Source organism: Bacteroides sp. FSHCM14E1 (assembly GCF_019633785.1).
Taxonomy (GTDB): domain Bacteria; phylum Bacteroidota; class Bacteroidia; order Bacteroidales; family Bacteroidaceae; genus Bacteroides; species Bacteroides hominis.
The window spans coordinates 524,475-544,851 of record NZ_JADKYL010000002.1; the positions used below are offsets into that span (position 1 = coordinate 524,475).

General features: G+C 42.3%; 15 protein-coding genes. 3 read left to right on the forward strand and 12 right to left on the reverse strand.

Annotated features, from left to right (window positions below):
- Window positions 1–127 precede the first annotated feature (127 nt).
- The 5 genes from ISX59_RS05205 to ISX59_RS05225 form a co-directional block, all read right to left on the reverse strand.
- Window positions 128–1,201, reverse strand: a complete 1,074-nt coding sequence (locus ISX59_RS05205; RefSeq protein WP_032539648.1) for a metallophosphoesterase — start codon at window positions 1,199–1,201, stop codon at window positions 128–130.
- Between the two features lie 83 nt (window positions 1,202–1,284).
- Window positions 1,285–2,313: an endonuclease/exonuclease/phosphatase family protein gene (locus ISX59_RS05210; protein ID WP_032531830.1), complete on the reverse strand. Its 1,029-nt coding sequence runs from the start codon at window positions 2,311–2,313 to the stop codon at window positions 1,285–1,287.
- 88 nt (window positions 2,314–2,401) lie between these two features.
- A complete protein-coding gene (locus tag ISX59_RS05215) occupies window positions 2,402–3,922 on the reverse strand; it encodes a SusD/RagB family nutrient-binding outer membrane lipoprotein (RefSeq protein WP_005809982.1) in 1,521 nt (506 codons plus the stop codon).
- A 13-nt stretch (window positions 3,923–3,935) separates the two neighbouring features.
- Entirely contained in the window at window positions 3,936–7,238 is a 3,303-nt protein-coding gene (locus ISX59_RS05220; RefSeq protein ID WP_032539649.1) for a SusC/RagA family TonB-linked outer membrane protein, read from the reverse strand.
- Between the two features lie 251 nt (window positions 7,239–7,489).
- Window positions 7,490–8,512, reverse strand: coding sequence for a FecR family protein (locus ISX59_RS05225; RefSeq protein ID WP_032539650.1), 1,023 nt, complete (start codon window positions 8,510–8,512; stop codon window positions 7,490–7,492).
- A 104-nt stretch (window positions 8,513–8,616) separates the two neighbouring features.
- On the opposite strand from ISX59_RS05225, the gene ISX59_RS05230 reads away from it, so the two are divergent.
- Window positions 8,617–9,198: an RNA polymerase sigma-70 factor gene (locus ISX59_RS05230; protein ID WP_032539651.1), complete on the forward strand. Its 582-nt coding sequence runs from the start codon at window positions 8,617–8,619 to the stop codon at window positions 9,196–9,198.
- 23 nt (window positions 9,199–9,221) lie between these two features.
- Here ISX59_RS05230 and ISX59_RS05235 read toward each other — a convergent pair whose 3' ends face one another.
- Both ISX59_RS05235 and ISX59_RS05240 read right to left on the reverse strand, forming a co-directional pair.
- A complete protein-coding gene (locus tag ISX59_RS05235) occupies window positions 9,222–11,117 on the reverse strand; it encodes an ATP-binding protein (protein ID WP_032539652.1) in 1,896 nt (631 codons plus the stop codon).
- A gap of 116 nt (window positions 11,118–11,233) precedes the next feature.
- Window positions 11,234–13,864, reverse strand: a complete 2,631-nt coding sequence (locus tag ISX59_RS05240) for a valine--tRNA ligase (RefSeq protein ID WP_032531809.1) — start codon at window positions 13,862–13,864, stop codon at window positions 11,234–11,236.
- Window positions 13,865–13,980: 116 nt separating this feature from the next.
- On the opposite strand from ISX59_RS05240, the gene ISX59_RS05245 reads away from it, so the two are divergent.
- Window positions 13,981–15,045, forward strand: a complete 1,065-nt coding sequence (locus tag ISX59_RS05245; protein ID WP_032531808.1) for a DUF3810 domain-containing protein — start codon at window positions 13,981–13,983, stop codon at window positions 15,043–15,045.
- 2 nt (window positions 15,046–15,047) lie between these two features.
- Complete coding sequence (mazG, locus tag ISX59_RS05250; RefSeq protein ID WP_005775787.1) at window positions 15,048–15,833, forward strand: nucleoside triphosphate pyrophosphohydrolase; 786 nt, start codon at window positions 15,048–15,050, stop codon at window positions 15,831–15,833.
- Between the two features lie 170 nt (window positions 15,834–16,003).
- Here mazG and ISX59_RS05255 read toward each other — a convergent pair whose 3' ends face one another.
- The 5 genes from ISX59_RS05255 to rpsA form a co-directional block, all read right to left on the reverse strand.
- A complete protein-coding gene (locus ISX59_RS05255) occupies window positions 16,004–16,456 on the reverse strand; it encodes a hypothetical protein (protein ID WP_005775786.1) in 453 nt (150 codons plus the stop codon).
- Window positions 16,457–16,484: 28 nt separating this feature from the next.
- Window positions 16,485–16,898: a hypothetical protein gene (locus ISX59_RS05260; protein WP_005810006.1), complete on the reverse strand. Its 414-nt coding sequence runs from the start codon at window positions 16,896–16,898 to the stop codon at window positions 16,485–16,487.
- A 17-nt stretch (window positions 16,899–16,915) separates the two neighbouring features.
- Window positions 16,916–17,467: an RNA polymerase sigma factor gene (locus ISX59_RS05265; protein WP_005810008.1), complete on the reverse strand. Its 552-nt coding sequence runs from the start codon at window positions 17,465–17,467 to the stop codon at window positions 16,916–16,918.
- A gap of 72 nt (window positions 17,468–17,539) precedes the next feature.
- A complete protein-coding gene (locus tag ISX59_RS05270) occupies window positions 17,540–18,454 on the reverse strand; it encodes a ribonuclease Z (RefSeq protein WP_032539653.1) in 915 nt (304 codons plus the stop codon).
- A 123-nt stretch (window positions 18,455–18,577) separates the two neighbouring features.
- Window positions 18,578–20,371, reverse strand: a complete 1,794-nt coding sequence (gene rpsA, locus ISX59_RS05275; RefSeq protein WP_005775782.1) for a 30S ribosomal protein S1 — start codon at window positions 20,369–20,371, stop codon at window positions 18,578–18,580.
- Window positions 20,372–20,377 lie beyond the last annotated feature (6 nt).

Sequence of the window (20,377 nt, forward strand, 5' to 3'; positions counted from 1 at the left end):
TTCACCACAAAGGACACAGAGTAGCAGAGATTATTCACATTGATCATCAACGACTTAAAGACACATCTGTGTTATTCTGTGTTCTCTATGGTGAGTTTCGACACCCCCTCCTTTACACATGCACTGTTTATTCTATCGTAATATCAAACTGATCATAAGAATCTGTTCTCCACGATTTATCGCAAGTCAGAGGAGAGAGAGCAAAAAGAGGAGAGAAAGTCTTGATTTTAATCGTTTTTCCATCAGGCATAAATTCCATAATTCTCAGCCACCCGTCTCCACCGTTACCAAACCATTGTCCATCTGCTGTCTGTGCATTGAACATCATTTGAGGAACATTTTTACCGGATGCATTTTTATCAATCCGGAAACTGACATTATCCTTATAATCGGCTATCTCACATTCGTGTCCACAAATCACCATACAAATATTCTTTGAAGGATAAACCAACTTGTCCCAAATAACTTGTCCATAATTGGCAGGTGTCATTTTATAATTCTCTTTTTCAATTATTTTTCCTGTCCATGCCAGATATGAATGCGTCAACAATATCACCTTATGATCCTTATAGCGAGGTGAATCCACCACTTTCTTCGCCCACTCCAAAGCTTCATCACGAGGAGCAAACTCCAGAGAAACAACTAAAATCTTACCCCAGGTATCAGTCACGAATTCATAAGCAGCATTTTCCAGTGTTGGTATGCCCTGATAGTTATTTCCTACAGCAACCAGACTTTCTCTCCAACAAGAATTTCTCTCTGAAGGAAAGTAATCAGGAAAATGACACAAACGATTTTCTGCTTTTTGATATCCATAATCATGATTGCCGGTACAAATCACATAAGGCAGCTTTCCGTCCAAGCGCTCAAATGCACGCGAGGCGGCACGCCATTGTTCTTCACTTGTCTGATTCCCGTTCACTCCATCCGGAATACGGATTTCATTCTGCTCCACCAAATCACCGGTACAAAGCACTCCTTTTATATTCAGAGACTCAATGCTATTAGCCACCCATGCTGTCTGCAACTCAAAAAGAGGTTGGTTGGCATCGAACTTTGTATAGCTCTGTGGATCGGGCAACAGAATCATTGAAAAAGAATTTTTATCGGTAAGTTTTGCACGTACCGGATAAACTTGCGCAGAAACAAATAAAGTCTGCATACAAAGAATAAAAGCTAATAAGTAGTTTTTCCTGTTCATAAGTATTACATTTAAATATTTCAAATAAAATTAAGTAGCAAAGATATAAATACTCACTGGCAATAACCCCTGTATCCTCCTAATTATTTCAGAAGAAAAGTGGCCATTACAGCTTTATGATCCGTCGGCCACACCCCTAACGGGGTTATAAATAAATCTTTGCTTCTCTCCTCTATACGTTTACTGCGGACAATCGATTTTGAAGGTCCTACCACAGATACATCCTTCAATTTCAATTTTTTGTCAGGCCTGAAATAAATAAAATCAATACGGTCCCGTTCATCAGCGTCAGGTGCCCACGACAGCTTTTCTACAGCTATACCTTCATTATCAGACGGAAAAGTAAATCCCGGATGTGTGATCGGATTAGGATATTTTGTCCGGTAGGCATCTTTAAATCCCGCATTTTCAAGGAGAACGGAACAATCCCACCGAACTACCGTCCCGTTATGATCCCACAATTTCTTCGTATTTTCGTTCCAGTCCAAATGTGAAGGTTCATTGAAATCACCGCCTAATAAAACAATATTCCCCTTTTCTTTCCGGGCATCTTCTATCACATGACGAATCGCTTCATCACGCAAAGATTCATTATTGGCTTTCTCAATCACCGCTACATCCAGTACCGGTGCATCCAACTTTTTCCATGTAACGCCACTATATCCTCTTGGCAGATAACAGGCATAATGTGTATAATCCAAATGTGCGGAATATACAACAACATCTCTTCCATTAATGCGTATGCGGGCTTTCAGTACGGAACCGGCATCATCTTCCAAGGGACAATTAGGAGCCTGTTCTTCAATTTTATATTTAGATAAAATACCTACATCCAACTTGCTGTTTTCACCATAATATCTCTTTCCACGTTCTTCCAAAGCCTGTAGTATACGCGAAATAAATTGTTTTCCATGATAGTTTCTCACTTCACTAAACATCACGATATCCGGCTCCAGACGAGCCACCTCGTCAGCTATTGCCTCAAAGCCCCCTTTCACCATGGTACCTTCCTGCCAGATATTCATTTGGAGGACTTTAACTTCGTTTCCCTTGCCATAAGCCATTACAGTAGATAGCCATAAGACTATACTTAATAAACTATATCTCAACATCATATTAATAAATGTATTAAAAACCAGAGGAGGTGCGAACAGAAAGCATTTCTCTCCATTCTGCACACACCTCTTCTAAAACTCTATTTTATTGCAAAATCCACATCAGTTTATTAACGTCATCTACTCCCCCGAATTGACGTTGCAAAGCCTCGTTCTGATGCTCCAGATTATAATCAGACTCTGATTTCGGATACATCCAGCGCATAGGCAGTCTGTCATTCATCGTATTCCGGTTGGTTGCAGGATTAATCGGTAATATCGGATACCCTGTACGACGGTAGTCATAATAAACATCATACGGATGTTGCATGAACGATGCCAGATAACGTTGTGTCAATATCTTCTCAAGGTCTCCCTCTCTCTCACCACTTAACTGTATAGCCGGTGTTTCAAGAAAAGCCGCAATCGCTTCCTGCGTCAACGGATGTCCATGATGATAGATCTCTTCATCCGGAGTATTAGCAGCTATAAACTCCATGTGAGCTCTGATTGCCTTCTTGTAATAAGTAGTTGCATCACCCGAAATCCATCCTCTCACGGCAGCTTCTGCCAGAATGAAATTCTGTTCGGCATATCCCAATCGGACAACCGGTTCTCCGGAAGGATAATCAGTATACCGCGCATTAAATCCAGAATATTGTTCTGTGGCATAAGCCTTCTCTATCTGCTCAAAAGGCAATGACGGATCAGTCCCGATATAAGCATCCCAACTGTCAGCGGTCACTCCTGCATCAAGTTTAGCCTTTGCCGGTTTGGCATAATAGAACATACGGATATCTCCGGTTGCCTTAAACTTATCAATCAGCATAGTAGAAAGCATGGCATAACCGGCGTGTTTAGTATTTGTGTTATGGAAAGGATATACAGTATTCGCTTTATCCGCATATTTCATCTGAAGATTATCATCGTTTGATTCCATTAAGCTACCCGATGCCACGATCCGGGCAAAACGTTCTTTCACATTCAAATCTACATCACTCTCTTTCTTCGAAAGATGCATCAGAACTTTCAACTGAAATGCTGTAGTCGCTTTCTTCCATTTGCTGATACTACCTCCCAGAATCGGATCACCATCAAAATCTTTAGCTGAGGAAAATAATTCGTATGCTCTTTCCAGATCACTCAAAACAAACCCCATCACTTCCTTTTGGGTATTGTATTTAGGGCGCACCAACCCTAATTCACCTTGCAAAGCCTCCTCGTAAGGAAGGTCACCCATTTCCATCGACATATAGAATATTTTGTAGGCCTTTATAAAATGCGCCAGACCATCGTATGCATTCACATTATCATCCGTAACAGATTCGACCATCTTCTGTGCATTAATCAGTGTCGTGTATCCTCCGAAACCGGAACGTCCGAACACATTATACTGGTAATCTTCCATACTTTCGCCCCATGCCATCTGTTTGGCAAGCAGATCGTCATATATAAATGATTTACTGGCACTGGACGATGTAATATCCAAAAGTAATCCGGTCGCCAGCAGTGAAGAGGTAACCTTAGTGGTTGCATCGGGATTTGTGTTGATTTCATCGAACTTATCGCAAGAAGCCAGCAAGGTAGTTACCAATAACAACGATATGTATTTATTAATTCGTTTCATATTATTCTATCTTTTAAAAATCCAATTTTACATTAAAGCCTAAATAACGGGTGGACGGAGAACTTAGGTTATCTGAGTCACTGTCGGGATCGGTAAAGCGGAACTCTTTAGTCCATACAAACAGATTTTGTCCGACAAAAGCCAGTGTCAAACCTTTCATATGCAGTTTGTTGCAAACAGACTTAGGCATCTGATAGCTCAGCGAGAGGTCACGCAGTTTGAAGAACGTCTCGTCAAATACATTCTGACGTGTCACGGTACCTATATACGGGTTAGTACTTTTCATATACGACTCGTAAGATACTTGTACGTCGTTCGGAGCAAATACTCGATCGTCATGGATAATTTTTCCGTTCGAATCGTAATCTACACTCCCGGAAACGACTTTCACTCCGGTACCTACAAAATTGGTCTTCTTATTCACCACTTCATCATATCGCCACTGATTGTCCGAATCAATATGTGCCCCCGAGTTCCACATCGCCTGATTGGTTTTCGAGTGTGCCATACCTCCTACCCGTCCGTCAAGTGTAAAGGAGAGAGTGAAATTCTTGTAAGTTATCGTATTCGTCCAGCCCCATATCCAATCAGGATATTCATAACCGATAACCGACTGGTAATCGCTCTGTTTAGGATAACCATTGTAATTGATAATATTTCCTTGAGGATCGCGTTCCCAATCGTAAATTCCGTACCAATCCCAACGTTTACCGACAGCTACCCAAGGCTTCTGTGTAGAATATACCGGGTCTATTTTGGTATAATACCAACGGTCACGTGACCAGTTGAAAGCCGACTCCCAATTCCAGTCTCTTGTTCTGATAATATCGCCTGACAGGGTCAATTCTACCCCACGACCCACATATTCTTCATCAATGTTGATCAATGTAGACGTAAATCCGGAAGAGTTGCTGATGCCGGCACTACGAGTCAGATTGTAATAGAGCTTATTATAATAAGTAAAGTCTACTTTCAGACGATTTTTAAACATATGGACTGCCGTACCGATTTCATAAGAACGTGTAGCCGAAGGTTTCACCGCAACACCACGGATAGATGTGGGATAATATGCAGCACTCTCACCATTCCACAAATCGGTAGACACACTATAAGTATTGTTAGTATCATATACTCCCAGGTCACTCTTAGTTTGTGTCCATGCACCTCTCACTTTCCAGAAATCAATAAATTTAGGCATTGGGATAAACTGCGAAAGCACAACACTGCTGGCCACAGACGGATAGAAATAAGATCGTGTCTCCGACGGCAAGGAAGATGACCAGTCATTACGTCCCGTTACATCCAGAAATAAAGTACTCTTCCACGAAACAGAAGCTTTTGCATATACACTGGTCACCAGTTTTTTAGTAATACCACTGGTTGTTTTCAACGGGTCTACAGATGATTTCAATGAGTAATATCCCGGAATTTTCAGACCATTTTGTGTTTCAGCCAAAATATTATCACTCTTCCAGTAATAAACGTTTCCACCCACGAAACCATCGACATTGAAATTACCGAATTTATGATCGGCAGACAGTATCAAGTCATTGTTTAAACTATATCCGCCTAAGCGTTGCAGACCATAATAACCCTGTTTATGCCAACCACCCACAGCACTTACAGCATTCCGCCACTCTTTTTTCTGTGAATACGAGTCCAGCCCCGAACGCAGTGATAAGTTCAACCAAGGAGTAAAATCATAATTGGCAGAAAGATATCCGTTAATCAAATCATAATCGCTTGAACGCGTAATTTCGTTCGCAATGAAATATGGATTATCATACCATTTGGTATCCATCCAGTTCTGCTGTTCATCCTGTTTAATCCAGTAATTTTTATAGTCCCGTATATCATACTCAGCCCCTGACCATACCAACAAATTATAAAGGAAACCACTTCCACCATATCCGGCTCCCATATCGTTGGGGTAGAAACGTTTGTTATAAGTCAGACCTCCGTCAAAAGAAAATTTCTTCCATTTCATATCGCCCGATACTGAGTAAGTAATCTTATTCAATTTTTGATTCGGATACTGCCCTTTGTTATATACATGGGTCAATGAAGTACGTACGCTACCATATTTACCTTTCTGGGATACACTTACATTGTTGTTTGTCACCAAACTCAATTCTTGAAAGTTCTTTAAGTTATTTCTACCTTTCGAAACCAAAGGCATATCCACCCATTCGTGAGTATACGGATCATATTGCAATGCTGTACGTCCGATGTCCAGTTTGTCTCCCCATACATATCCTCCGGTGGAATAAGTCCCCTGCGACCCGGAACTATATGAAGTTTGTACCTCCGGCTTTCTCAGATATCCGGCTGCAAACATGGTACTGCTGTTTACAGTCACATTCAATCCTTCTTCCTTACCTTTTTTAGTGGTAATCATCACTGCACCGGCACCTCCACGGGCACCATAGAGTGCCGAAGCCGTAGCTCCTTTCAGGACATCAACCGATTCGATATCATCAGCTGCTATATCATTCAATCCCACATTACCATAAGGTACACCGTCGATAACTAACAGGGGGGCAGATGCACGCAACGAGAGTGAAGGAGCTGTATTGAACTCTGTACTGTTTTTTACATTCAATCCGGCAATCTTGCCCGTTAACGAAGTAGCAACATTCACTGTTTTTACAGCAGCCAGCCGATCTCCGTCCACTTTTTGCACGGCATACCCCAGAGCCTTCTCTTCGCGCTTGATACCTAATGCCGTTACAACAACCTCATCGAGCAGTTTCGTGTTCTCGGCCAACCGAACAGTAAGTGAAGTATTATTACCCACAGGAACTTCTTTGGTGATGTACCCGATATACGAAATGATAATTGAGCTTTTAGTTCCTACAGAAAGACTAAAGTTACCGTTGACATCTGTAATCGTCCCGTTTCCGGAATCCTTTTCTTTAATATTAGCTCCGATAATGGGTAAACCGGCCTCATCAGTAACCAGTCCCTTTATCTTTTTAGTGGTCTGCTGTTGTGCAGCAGTCGTTTCCAAAATCTGTTTAGGAGACAGGATAATACTATTCTCCAATATTTTATAACCGATATCCGTACCGGCAAACAGCTGATTCAAAACTTGGCTGATCTCTTTTTGAGTACTTTTAATAGTCACACTCCGAGAGATATCCACCTGCTTATTATTATAGAAAAAGTGGTATTCCGACTGCTTCTCTATTTCATCCAGCACTTTCTGAAGACTGCTGTTGCTGACATTCAATGTCACACGTACTGACTGGCTATAACCCTTAGCCGCAAATGCCATACTGGCAAAGACAAACAACATGATCGCTGATAGTTTCATACACAAAGGTATTTTTTTCAGAAGCGAAAAGATATTCTGCCTCCCGAAAAATTGGAAGTTTAAGTAAATTGTCATAGATTTGTAGTGATTTTGATTTAAAAAATTCTATTAACCGCACAACTTGTCGCCAAACAAGCGGACGGTGGACTTTCATACAGGAAAATACGCCAATATTTTCCTGTATGTTTTTTTGTTTTAAGGTGGACGTGTTGTCATAGGTATCAGATTTTAAAAGTTTAATATTCAAATGGTCAATATAGCTCTATTTTCATTTTCTGCTGTATTGTCTGCTGTGTGTTATGTTCCAGTTCTATAAATCTATACTGTATGCCCGAAGCAAGCCTGAAGTGTTCAAGAATCAGAGGTAAGTGCTGTTCGCTGAATACTCCGGTAAATGAATTTCCATAAAGAGTAGAATCTTTTACGATAAACTCCACATGAAACCGCTTGGTAAGTATTTTCAAAGCCTCAGACAGCGGGGTATTCCTAAATACCACCTGACCGTCTTTCCAGGCCGTATAAGTTTTCACATAAGGTTTGTCGGTCCTCACTGTACGTGTTTTCGGATTATAGATAAACTCCTCATCAGGCTTCATCACAAAGGTCCGTTGCTTGTCACCCTCACCCAGAAATGACAATTTCACAGAGCCCGATACTAAGGTAGTTCTTACCACACTGTCCGTCCGATAAGCCTCTATATTGAACTCCGTACCCAAAACCTCAGTCTGAATACGGAAAGGCGTATTAACAATAAATCGCTTACTTTTATCTCTATGCACCTCAAAGTAAGCCTCTCCATCAAGTTCTACGTTACGTATATCTCCTGTGAACCTGGTAGGATGTTTAAGTGAAGATCCCGAGTTCAGCCAAACTTTAGTTCCATCCGGCAGATTCGCTTCAGCAACCATACCGGGATTTGTCCGTATCTCCACATACTCCACGGGGGAGTTTTTCAAAATCAGATAAAGGGTGGTGGCAAGCAGCGGCAAAGCTAAACAAGCAGCAATACGCTGCCCCCACACCATCCATGAAACTCTATGTTGATGTTTGTGTATTCGGTCCTTTACCTGATGGAAAGCCCCAACAGAATCTACATGCTTCATGTAGTTCAATGTATCGGCTGCCCGGTAAAGCTGAAAAATATCCCGTGCTGTCTTCGTATTCTCCTCCGAAGTAGCGATCCACTCTTCTACCTCCTTTTGTCTGTCAGCAGGAAGCTCCCCGGCAAAATAGCTTAAAAGAATTGACTCATTTATGTAATAGAATTCATCCATAATTCGTGCTTTTATAGATAAGACGAATGAAATCAGAAATCTCCTAACCTAAAAACGTATTTTTTTTGAAAAAAATATTATTTTTGCCCAAAACGAGGGTTTACATGCACAACAATACATCGCATACAACAAGCGACGAAATTCTTTTTTATCAGATACAACAGGGAAATGAAGACGCATTTGAAGCGCTGTTTCTCCGGCACTATCCCGCCTTGTGCGCTTACGCCAAGCTGTTTGTGGAACCGGACGACGGACAGGAGATTGTATCGGATGTAATGGTCTGGCTTTGGGAAAATAAAGAGATGCAGGCATTTGAAACTTCTTTGAAAAGTTACTTGTTCAAAGCTGTTAAAAATCGTTGCCTGACTCTTATCAATCGGAACGAAGTCAAACAAAGAATCGAAAAGATGATTTTCGACAATCTCCAATCACAGTATGATGATCCCGATTTCTACGTCATGCAAGAATTAACCGAGAAAATAGAAGAAGCTTTGGCACGACTCCCGGAAAATATCCGCGAAGCATTCGAGCTCAATCGTTTCCAGAATCTGACCTACAACGAAATAGCCGAACGCTTAGGAGTATCTCCCAAAACGATAGATTACCGGATTCAGCAGGCACTGAAACAACTGCGCATCGATCTGAAAGATTATCTGCCCGTCCTGCTATCCTTCCTGCTGCGTTAAAACAGCGGAGCATTCAGCAAATACTATACAGAAGTCCGGTAGGGTAAAGTAAACCAAAAAAGAGAGCCTTTACCAACCTCGGAGGTAACCCCGATCTCACCTCCCAGTTTTTCAATAATCATCCGGCTGATAGATAGTCCCAGCCCGGTACCTTGTATAAAAGGATTATATTTGACAAAACGTTCAAACACATGCTCACACTGTTCGGTAGACATGCCACAGCCTGTATCAGACACATAAAAATATAATGTTGCGGCATCTTTCAACCGATATCCCATCCGTATCTCCCCTCCGGAAGTGAACTTAATCGCATTGGTCAACAAATTAATAATGACTTGTGTCAGCCGATTCTTATCAGTATATAAAATACATTGGGGCAATTGTTCGTCAAAAGTTAGAACGAGTTCTTCCGATTTGATACGCAGTTTACCCACTTGTTCTATCTCCGACATCATTTGATTGACATCCGCACGGGTTATATGAAAATCATACATTCCGGACTCGATCTTCGACATGTCCAGAATATCGCTGATCAGTTGAAGCAGAAGATCTGTATTGGTTTCAATGATATCGGCATATTCTTTCATCTCTTCTTTATCTTCTACCTGCGAAAGCAGGTTTGAAAAACCGACAATAGCATTCAGAGGGGTACGTATTTCATGACTCATATTCGCAAGAAAAGCTGATTTTAATTGATTAGCCTCCTCCGCTTTCAGACGTGCCTCTTCCAGGCGTTGATGAGTTTTCTTAAGAATATGAATATAAAAGCCAATGGCACCTGCTACCAGAAGCACAACAAATACCGTTAGTAAAATCTCCTTTTTATACTGCTCAAAGAAACTCATAGGAAGATTGACATATACAGCCCCTTCCGGATAAAGCGAAACAGGGATTTGGTAGGACTGCAAAGCCGGATAACAAAGATAAGCGGCCGGCTCACCCCCTAATGCAGACGGAATTTCGCGGGGTTGCTCTCCTTTCAACACACGTTCAATCAGTTGCAATAATGAATCTCCGAATGACTCCACCGATACATAATACCCTCCCGCAAATGTGTTATTGGATAAATCCTCAGCAGCCAGCAAAAACAGGGGAGAGTGCACAAATCGGGTAATAATCTCTTGAATATGATCAAACAAATAGTTATTGTCGTCTTGGTTATGCGATTCAAACCACGAATAATAAATCAATCCGGTGTTTTTATCATATCCGCTCAAAGTATCGAGCAGCATTTCAGTAGAAATATTTTTGGTTGACAACTGCTCCAGACTCAGCTCCGGGAAGTATCTGCCCACAGCCTGACTGACATCACCACGAACTGCCTCACTGATATATCGGTCATCGGATATAAAAGCAACTCGTTTCATCCCGGGCATCACTTGCCGCATCAGTTCGATAGTCTCTTTTACATAATACGTTTGCCCCAATGTAGTCACATTATATCCTTTGCGCCATTCTTTAGCCGGAACGGTATTGGTATCAGTCAACGGTTCGTGAGACAGCAAAACATCAAGTGTTGCCGGCAAGCGGTCCCGGGCATTAGTAATGATGACCGGCACATCTCTCCATTCATCATCAAAAAGCTCCCGACAGACAATCCATCCCGGGTCACCTATAAAAACAACCAATCGAGGAGGTATATCATGCTTTCGACGTAACTGTTCTACAATTGCAGTTGCCTCTTTACGGCTACAAAGGGCTGGTACAGACAGAGATTCAGCCGTTACGGCAACATCTTCCTTCTGCAATTCCTGATGTACATACCAATATATACTTTTTGCCCAGGGAAGATTAAAGTTAATAGAATTCAGAAACAACACATCTCCACCGGACCTGTCCTTGTGAGCCGATAGCCGACAGTTCATTCCTCCCAACAGAATCAGAAGGAAACAGAAATATCTGAATTGCATTTGTTTCATTTGTAACGGTCGATTGCTAAAATCGGTGACAAAGGTATCATTATTATTCGTATACAGAAAAAGGCACCCTATTATTTTAGAGTGCCCTTTTATATTTATCTTCTAAAAAGATCTTCTTACGCGTTTCTCAGAGATGCAATACTCTCTTTGAGCGATTTAATGATACTTTCGGCATCAGCCTGTTTCTTGCGTTCCATTTCAATAACGGCAGCCGGCGCATTACTCACGAATTTCTCATTGCTGAGTTTCTTCAAAACGCCCTGCAAGAAGCCCTCTTTATGTTTCAGTTCGGCTTCCATACGTGCTATCTCAGCTTCCACATCGATCATATTACCCAAGGGGACTGCAAACTCAGTCGTTCCGATCATGAATGAAGAAGCTCCGTCAGCTTTTACATCCACTACCTGAATAGCAGACAAGTTACACATTTTAAAGATAACAGGGTTCATTTTCTCTACCGGGTTTACTCCTACCACTTGTAACTCAAGCGGTTCTTTCATTGCAATATTCTTTTGCAAACGGATGGCACGCACACTACTGATTATCTCTTTAGCCGTTTCAAATTGTTTCAAAAACTCCTCGTTCACTTCTCCGACTTCTGCCAACGGTTCTACCATCAGACTTGCCCCCGGCTCACGCTCACGCAACTGCTGCCACAATTCTTCCGTAATAAATGGCATGAAAGGATGGAGCATAGCCAACAGACGTTCGAAAGCACTCAAAGTCATTGAATAGATAAATCCGTTTACAGGTTGTCCATAAGCAGGTTTCACGATTTCGAGCAACCATGAAGAAAATTCATCCCAGAACAGTTTATAAATCAGCATCAACGCTTCGCTCAAACGGTACTTGCTGAATAAATCGGCTACCTCAACTGCGGCAGCATCCAGTCTTTGGTCAAACCATTGTACAGCCAGGTGTGCATCCGCCGGAATATCGATTGTTCCCATTCCATTCTCCCAACCTTTCACCAGTCGGAAAGCATTCCATATTTTATTGCAGAAATTACGTCCCTGTTCGCAAAGTGCATCATCAAAAAGAATGTCGTTTCCGGCAGGAGCCGAAAGCATCATCCCCATACGTACACCATCTGCTCCGTATTTCTCTATCAACTCCAACGGATCCGGTGAGTTGCCGAGCGACTTGGACATTTTACGTCCCAATTTGTCGCGGACAATACCCGTAAAATATACATTTTTAAACGGCATTTTACCTTCATACTCATAGCCTGCCATAATCATGCGAGCCACCCAAAAGAAGATAATATCCGGACCGGTCACCAGGTCACTGGTAGGATAGTAATAGTTAATTTCTTCGTTACCCGGATTATTGATGCCATCGAACAAAGAAATAGGCCACAGCCAAGAAGAGAACCAAGTATCCAGACAATCTTCATCCTGACGAAGGTCAGCCATTGTCAGATGATCGTTGCCTGTTTTTTCTTTAGCCAGTTTCAATGCTTCTTCGTCAGTAACGGCTACTACATATCCGCCTTCCGGAAGGAAGTAAGCCGGGATGCGGTGTCCCCACCACAACTGACGACTGATACACCAGTCTTTGATGTTCTCCATCCAATGACGATAAGTATTTTTATATTTGGCAGGATAAAACTTAATCTCATCCTTCATCACCGGCTCAAGGGCAATCTGAGCCAAATGCTCCATCTTAAGGAACCACTGCATAGAGAGTTTAGGCTCTATCACTACATTGGTACGTTCAGAATAGCCGACTTTATTGGTATATGCCTCCGTCTTTTCAAGTAATCCGGCGGCTTCAAGATCTTTCTCAATCTGTTTGCGAACTTCAAAACGGTCCATACCGATATACATACCGGCAGCTTCGCTGATAGTCCCGTTATCATTGAAAATATCAATACTTGGCAAGTTATACTTCTCACCCAGCATATAGTCATTCACGTCATGTGCCGGAGTCACTTTCAGACATCCTGTACCGAATTCGATATCTACATAATCATCCTCAATCACCGGGATGACACGGCCTACCAGCGGAACAATAACCTTCTTACCTTTCAGGTGCTGATTTTTCGGGTCATTCGGATTGATACACATAGCGGTATCGCCCATAATCGTCTCCGGACGAGTAGTCGCAACAACGGCATAACTGTCTTCACCCTCTACCTTATATCTCAGATAATACAGCTTTCCATGCTCCTCTTTGTAAATCACCTCCTCGTCAGACAAAGCTGTCAATGCCTTCGGGTCCCAGTTTACCATACGCACGCCACGGTAAATAAGTCCCTTCTTGTAAAGGTCTACAAATACTTTCAGCACACTTTCGCTACGCTTTTCGTCCATAGTAAAAGCAGTACGGTCCCAGTCACAGGATGCCCCCAACTTACGGAGCTGTTTCAGGATAATCCCACCATGTTCATCTGTCCATGCCCAAGCATGCTTCAGAAACTCGTCACGAGTCAGATCAGTCTTTTTAATACCCTGTGCAGCCAACTTATTCACCACCTTTGCTTCGGTAGCGATAGAGGCATGGTCGGTTCCCGGCACCCAACAAGCATTCTTGCCTTCCATACGTGCACGACGAACGAGGATATCCTGAATGGTATTATTAAGCATGTGTCCCATATGCAGCACACCGGTGACGTTAGGCGGCGGAATAACGATGGTGTAAGGTTCACGTCCATCGGGTTTCGAACTGAATAATTTATGGTCCAGCCAATACTGATACCACTTTCCCTCCACGTCAGCAGGGCTGTACTTACTTGCTAATTCCATGTTGTATATATCTATTTTATTAGTTTATTGCGAAAGATTGGCGCAAAATTAATAAAAATAAGTAGAATATAGGGACAGGAATATGTACTTTTGTTCCTCGAAAGAAAGAAGTAGCAATGAAAAGCAAAAAGCGAGTCATACGGTACTCTGTTTTAGGAACTTTAATTATCCTTGTCTGGGTCACTCAGGCGATCCCGGCAATGGGGGAAGGATATGCACGCTCGGTCTATCCTGTTATCTCGTACGTCCTGTCCGGTTTTTCCAATTTCTTTCCTTTTGCTTTGGGTGACCTGTTCATAGCATTCAGTATTACAGGGATTATTCTTTATCCGGTATACGCACGCATCCGCCAAAAGTTAAGTTGGAAAACAATCCTGAGAAGGGATACGGAATATCTGGCATGGATCTATGTATGGTTTTACCTGGCATGGGGACTCAACTATTCGCAAAGAAACTTCTACGAGCGTACAGGGATACCATATATTACCTATACTCCGGAAAATTTTGACCACTTTGTAAACCAATACATCTATTTACTGAATGAATCATACGTTCCCATAACCCGGATCGACAAGGAAACCATCTGTAAAGAGGCAGTCAGCCAGTACAGTCTGATCAGTGACAGTCTCGGCGTACACCATCCTCCACACTCCATGCCACAGGTCAAAACAATGTTGTTCACTCCACTTATTTCAATGGTAGGAGTAACAGGAAGCATGGGACCGTTTTTCTGTGAGTTCACGCTGAATGGTGACTTGTTACCTCCACAATATCCGGCAACCTATACGCATGAACTGGCCCACTTATTGGGTATAACCAGTGAAGCGGAAGCCAACTTTTACGCCTATCAGGTCTGCACACGTTCTACAAATAGAGAAATCCGCTTTAGCGGTTACTTCTCTATCCTGGGACATGTGCTTGCTAATGCCCGCAGATTGATGACAGAAAATGAATACCGGGAATTATTCAGTCGGATACGTCCGGAAATCATCGAACTCGCCCGGAAGGATCAAGAGTATTGGATGGCTAAATATAGCCCGTTGATAGGTGATATTCAAGATTGGATATATGACTTATATCTGAAAGGAAACAAAATAGAAAGCGGACGGAAAAACTATTCGGAAGTCATCGGTCTGCTGATTTCATACAACGAATGGAAAAAAGAATCAAATAAAGAATAAACATGCATACAAGAGAAGAACAGATGGAAGCCTTCGGGCGCTTCCTGGATATACTCGACGAACTTCGGGTAAAATGTCCCTGGGATCGCAAACAGACCAACGAAAGTCTGCGCCCCAATACTATCGAAGAGACTTACGAATTGTGCGACGCATTGATGCGCGATGACAAAAAAGATATTTGTAAAGAGTTGGGAGATGTATTGCTGCACGTGGCCTTTTATGCAAAAATAGGCTCAGAAACCGGTGATTTCGACATGAAAGATGTTTGTGACAAACTCTGCGAAAAACTGATTTTCCGCCATCCACATGTTTTCGGAGAAGTAAAAGCCGACACAGCCGGACAAGTATCCGAAAACTGGGAACAGCTGAAACTAAAAGAAAAGGACGGAAATAAAACTGTATTAAGCGGAGTCCCTACTGCCCTACCCTCACTTATCAAAGCTTACCGGATGCAGGACAAAGCACGTAATGTAGGATTCGATTGGGAAGAAAAAGAGCAAGTCTGGGAAAAAGTCAAAGAAGAAATTGCAGAATTTCAGGTAGAAATAGCCCATATGGACAAAGATAAGGCGGAAGCCGAATTCGGTGATGTCATGTTCAGCCTCATCAACGCTGCCCGTCTCTACAAGATCAACCCGGACAATGCCTTAGAACGTACAAACCAAAAATTCATCCGCCGATTCAACTATCTGGAAGAACACACCATTAAGGAAGGCAAAAACCTGAAAGAGATGTCTCTCGCAGAAATGGATGCAATCTGGGATGAAGCCAAAAAGAAAGGACTGTAAAAAGTCCTCTCTCCTCTAAAAGGATAATACCAAAATTCCACTGCAAACTAACGGATTGCGCAGAGTATGTAATTGACGGATCAATAAATATCCCCAATTAGTGTTTATCTGTGCAATCCGTTAAGTCTGTGGTAAATTCTCCCGCTCTTGCAGGAAAGCAATTTTTCATTCTATTTTTTCTTTCCTTTGTTATCACGAACCCCTTTCAACAACTCTCGGTGAAAACGCATTTCCGCTCGCTGTATCAGATAAATTTTCTTACACGGAAGTATCTTTTTAAACTTCTCAAAATAAGTTTTATCCAGACGGTCTGAAGCAATACGGGCATCGTATACCCCTTCCAATATTTCTCCATATTGTGCGTCAGTGGTTTTATCATCTTTGCCACTACGAAGCAACTTCCAGGCCTCGTCATTCAGTTGTTTTTTCCGGTCCTGTAATTCAAAGTAAACCGGGAAGAACTTTGCTGCCTCTTCCTTAGTCAAACCGGCTTTTTCTGTTATAAATGCTCGTTGTTTGGCCCTGAATTCTTCGGGTGACAAATGTTGGTTAGGATCTCCCATGGCATTCAGTGCCGGGATACAACTACAAACTATAATCAATAGAATAATCAGTTTCTTCATTTTGCTTTATTAAATCAGTTTAGTTTACTTATTCAGCTGTAGCATCACTGAGATAGACGTACAAAGAGTAATCGTCCAGCATCGAGCGATCCAGTGCTACATCAATATATTCATCCGAAACAACTTCGGTTCCTGCATCATTTGCAGTCAGTTGATCATCCACCGTTGCCGGCTGGTGATTTGAAGAAGCCACACGGATAATCAATGCAGCTCCTATAAACATAGCCGCCATATAGAATAAAGGTTTCACCCTAGTCCACATTGTGGGTTGCTTCACTTCTTCAAAAGCAGGCTTCTCTTTTTCCGGAAGTTTACCCATCACCTCTGAAGTCAAGTTTTCAAAGTATCCCTCAGGTACTTTAAAGGAATTCTCCCTCCCCACTTTCTTCAATATGTTATCTTCTTCTTTCATACGTTCTTCTCCTCTCTTCTTCTTAGACATTATGCATATTAAAAGGTTTAATCAGCCTCCTCCAAAAACTTCTCGATTTTTTTCACGGCATGGTGATAAGAAGCTTTCAGAGCCCCCACCGAAGTGCCGAATATCTCCGACATCTCTTCATATTTCATTTCCTGATAATATTTCAGGTTGAACACCATCCGTTGCTTTTCAGGAAGGGTCAGCAATGCCTTCTGAAGCAATAACTCTGCCCGATCCCCCGAGAAGTAAGGATCGCTCTCCAGTTTCTGAGTCACGTCGGCCTCCGGATCGTCAATGGCAATTGTATTCATAGCCCGTTGTTTATTCAGGAAAGTGATACATTCGTTCAGGGCAATACGGTAAAGCCAGGTAGACAGCTTTGCCTCAGCCCGGAAATAGTCAATGTTTATCCATGCCTTAATGAAAGTATTTTGAAGAAGGTCATTGGCATCGTCATGTGAAAGTACCATCCGCCTGATCTGCCAGTATAATTGTTCGCTATACTGCGAAACGATCTGCTCAAATCCCTGCTTCTGTGTCCTCTCATCCTGAAGGAGTGCCAAAACCTCTCGTTCATTATAAGGGTTCATAGGTTCGTTTGTAATTCGTATATGTTATTTTAGACAATTCTATTCAACAAAGGTTTAATCGATCTCCCGAAATTAAAGACTTATACACAAGTTTTCTTTTGCAAGTATAGTATCCGGAAAGATAGCCGAAGCTTCTTTCAGCAAAACATTTTCATCTTCGTAGCGGGCAGAGAAATGACCGATCACTAATCGCCGTACACCAGCTTCCACAGCTATCCGGCCGGCTTGGGCGGCTGTAGTATGGTACGTTTCTTTAGCACGTGCCAGTTCCGATTCGGCAAATGTAGCCTCATGAAAAAGCAAGTCAACACCTGAGATCTGTTCCGCAATCTCCCGCCGGAAAATCGTATCCGAGCAATAGGCATACCGTCTGGGAGGATCCGAGGGGCGGGTCAAGCGCACATTAGCAATCACTTCTCCTTCCGGAGTTATGTAGTCTGCACCGTTCTTTATCCGATTCAGTTCATAGACCGGTACTTTATAGAAATCGATCATATCACGGATAATATGGTTCGGCCGGGTCTTTTCCGCAAACAAAAAGCCACAACAGGGAATACGGTGCTGGAGCGGGATGGTGGTGACTGTCATCGAACGGTCTTCATAAATCACCGACGCTTGTCTGGTGTCAAATTCATGGAAAATGACTTTATATGCCAACGTATGGCAAAAGAAATTAAGCATAGGAGCCAATAACTCCTCCAATCCTTTTGGAGAATGGATATGTAACTCTGCCGTGCGCCCCAATAACCCGAAAGTGGAAATAAGCCCCATCAATCCGAAGCAATGATCACCATGCAGATGCGAAATGAAGATATGGTTCAGCCGCGAAAATTTCAACCGCGACTTACGCAATTGCATCTGTGCCCCTTCTCCGCAATCGATCATAAAAAGTTTATCACGCAAGTTGACTACCTGCGAAGTGGCAAAATGCCGGGTAGTAGGCAATGCGGACCCACAACCCAATATATGTAATTCAAATTTTTCCATCTTTCAAACTGTATTTGCAAAGATAGACAATTAAAGTTCAGCGCAATGATTCAACATACAAAAAAATGAAGGGTATCCCATTGAATGAGATACCCTTCTATATCAATCTATGAAAGATTTGAATTACTTCTTACCTTCCAGCTGTTCTTTCAAAGCAGCCAAAGCATCGATATCACCCAAAGTAGTAGAAGCAGCCTGATTTTGGATAGCAGGAGTTTCTTCTCTCTTAGAAGATTTCTTTGCGTTAGAAGCAGCTTTCTTCTCAGCTCTTTCTTCCGCCTTGGCAACATCTTCGAAAATGCGGCTATGAGATAGGATGATTCTCTTAGCGTCTTTGTTGAACTCGATTACTTTGAATTCCAGTTTCTCGTCCATCTGAGCCTGTGAACCGTCTTCTTTAACGAGGTGTTTCGGAGTAGCGAAACCTTCAACGCCGTAAGGAAGAGCAACTACAGCACCCTTATCCAACATTTCGATGATTGTACCTTCATGTACAGAACCTACAGTAAATACTGTTTCAAATACATCCCAAGGATTTTCCTCAAGTTGTTTGTGACCAAGGCTCAGACGACGGTTTTCTTTATCGATTTCCAGTACCTGAACTTCAATATCAGCACCAATCTGAGTAAATTCTGACGGGTGTTTAACCTTCTTAGTCCAAGACAGGTCAGAGATGTGGATCAATCCGTCAACACCTTCTTCGATTTCTACGAATACACCGAAGTTAGTGAAGTTACGAACCTTAGCAGTATGTTTAGAACCTACAGGATATTTTTCTTCGATAGTTTCCCAAGGATCTTGTTTCAGTTGTTTGATACCCAAAGACATCTTACGTTCTTCACGATCCAGAGTCAGAACTACAGCTTCTACTTCGTCACCGACTTTCATGAAGTCCTGTGCAGAACGCAGGTGCTGTGACCATGACATTTCTGATACGTGGATCAGACCTTCAACACCCGGAGCGATTTCGATAAATGCACCGTAGTCAGCCATAACCACTACTTTACCTTTCACTTTGTCACCTACCTGGAGGTTCGGATCCAAAGCATCCCATGGGTGCGGAGTCAGTTGTTTCAGACCCAAAGCGATACGTTTCTTCTCGTCATCAAAGTCGAGGATAACTACGTTCAACTTCTGATCCAGCTCAACCACTTCCTTCGGATCGCTTACGCGGCCCCAAGACAGGTCAGTGATGTGGATCAATCCGTCTACGCCACCGAGGTCAATAAATACACCATAAGATGTGATATTCTTAACGGTTCCTTCAAGAACTTGTCCTTTTTCAAGTTTACCGATAATTTCTTTCTTCTGTTGTTCCAGTTCAGCTTCGATAAGAGCTTTGTGAGAAACAACCACGTTTTTGAATTCCTGGTTGATTTTAACAACTTTGAATTCCATTGTTTTGCCAACGAATACATCGTAGTCGCGGATCGGTTTCACGTCGATCTGAGAACCCGGCAAGAATGCTTCGATACCGAATACGTCAACAATCATACCACCCTTAGTGCGGCACTTGATGTAACCCTTGATAATTTCTTCATTTTCCAGAGCAGCATTAACGCGATCCCAAGAACGGGTAGCGCGGGCTTTTCTGTGAGACAGAACCAACTGTCCTTTTTTGTCTTCCTGGTTTTCGATGTATACTTCTACAGTGTCACCTACTTTCAGATCAGGATTGTAGCGGAATTCATTCAAAGGAATGATACCGTCTGATTTGTAACCGATGTTCACAACAACTTCACGTTTGTTCATTGCGATTACAGTTCCGTCAACAACCTCACGGTCATTTACTTTGTTAAGCGTACCGTCGTAAGCTTTTTCAAGTTCTTCGTGGCTGGCACCAGCGAAGCTCTCGCCGTTTTCATACGCATCCCAGTTGAAGTCTTCAATAGGAGCAACGTTCTTTAAGTTTTCCATTAATAA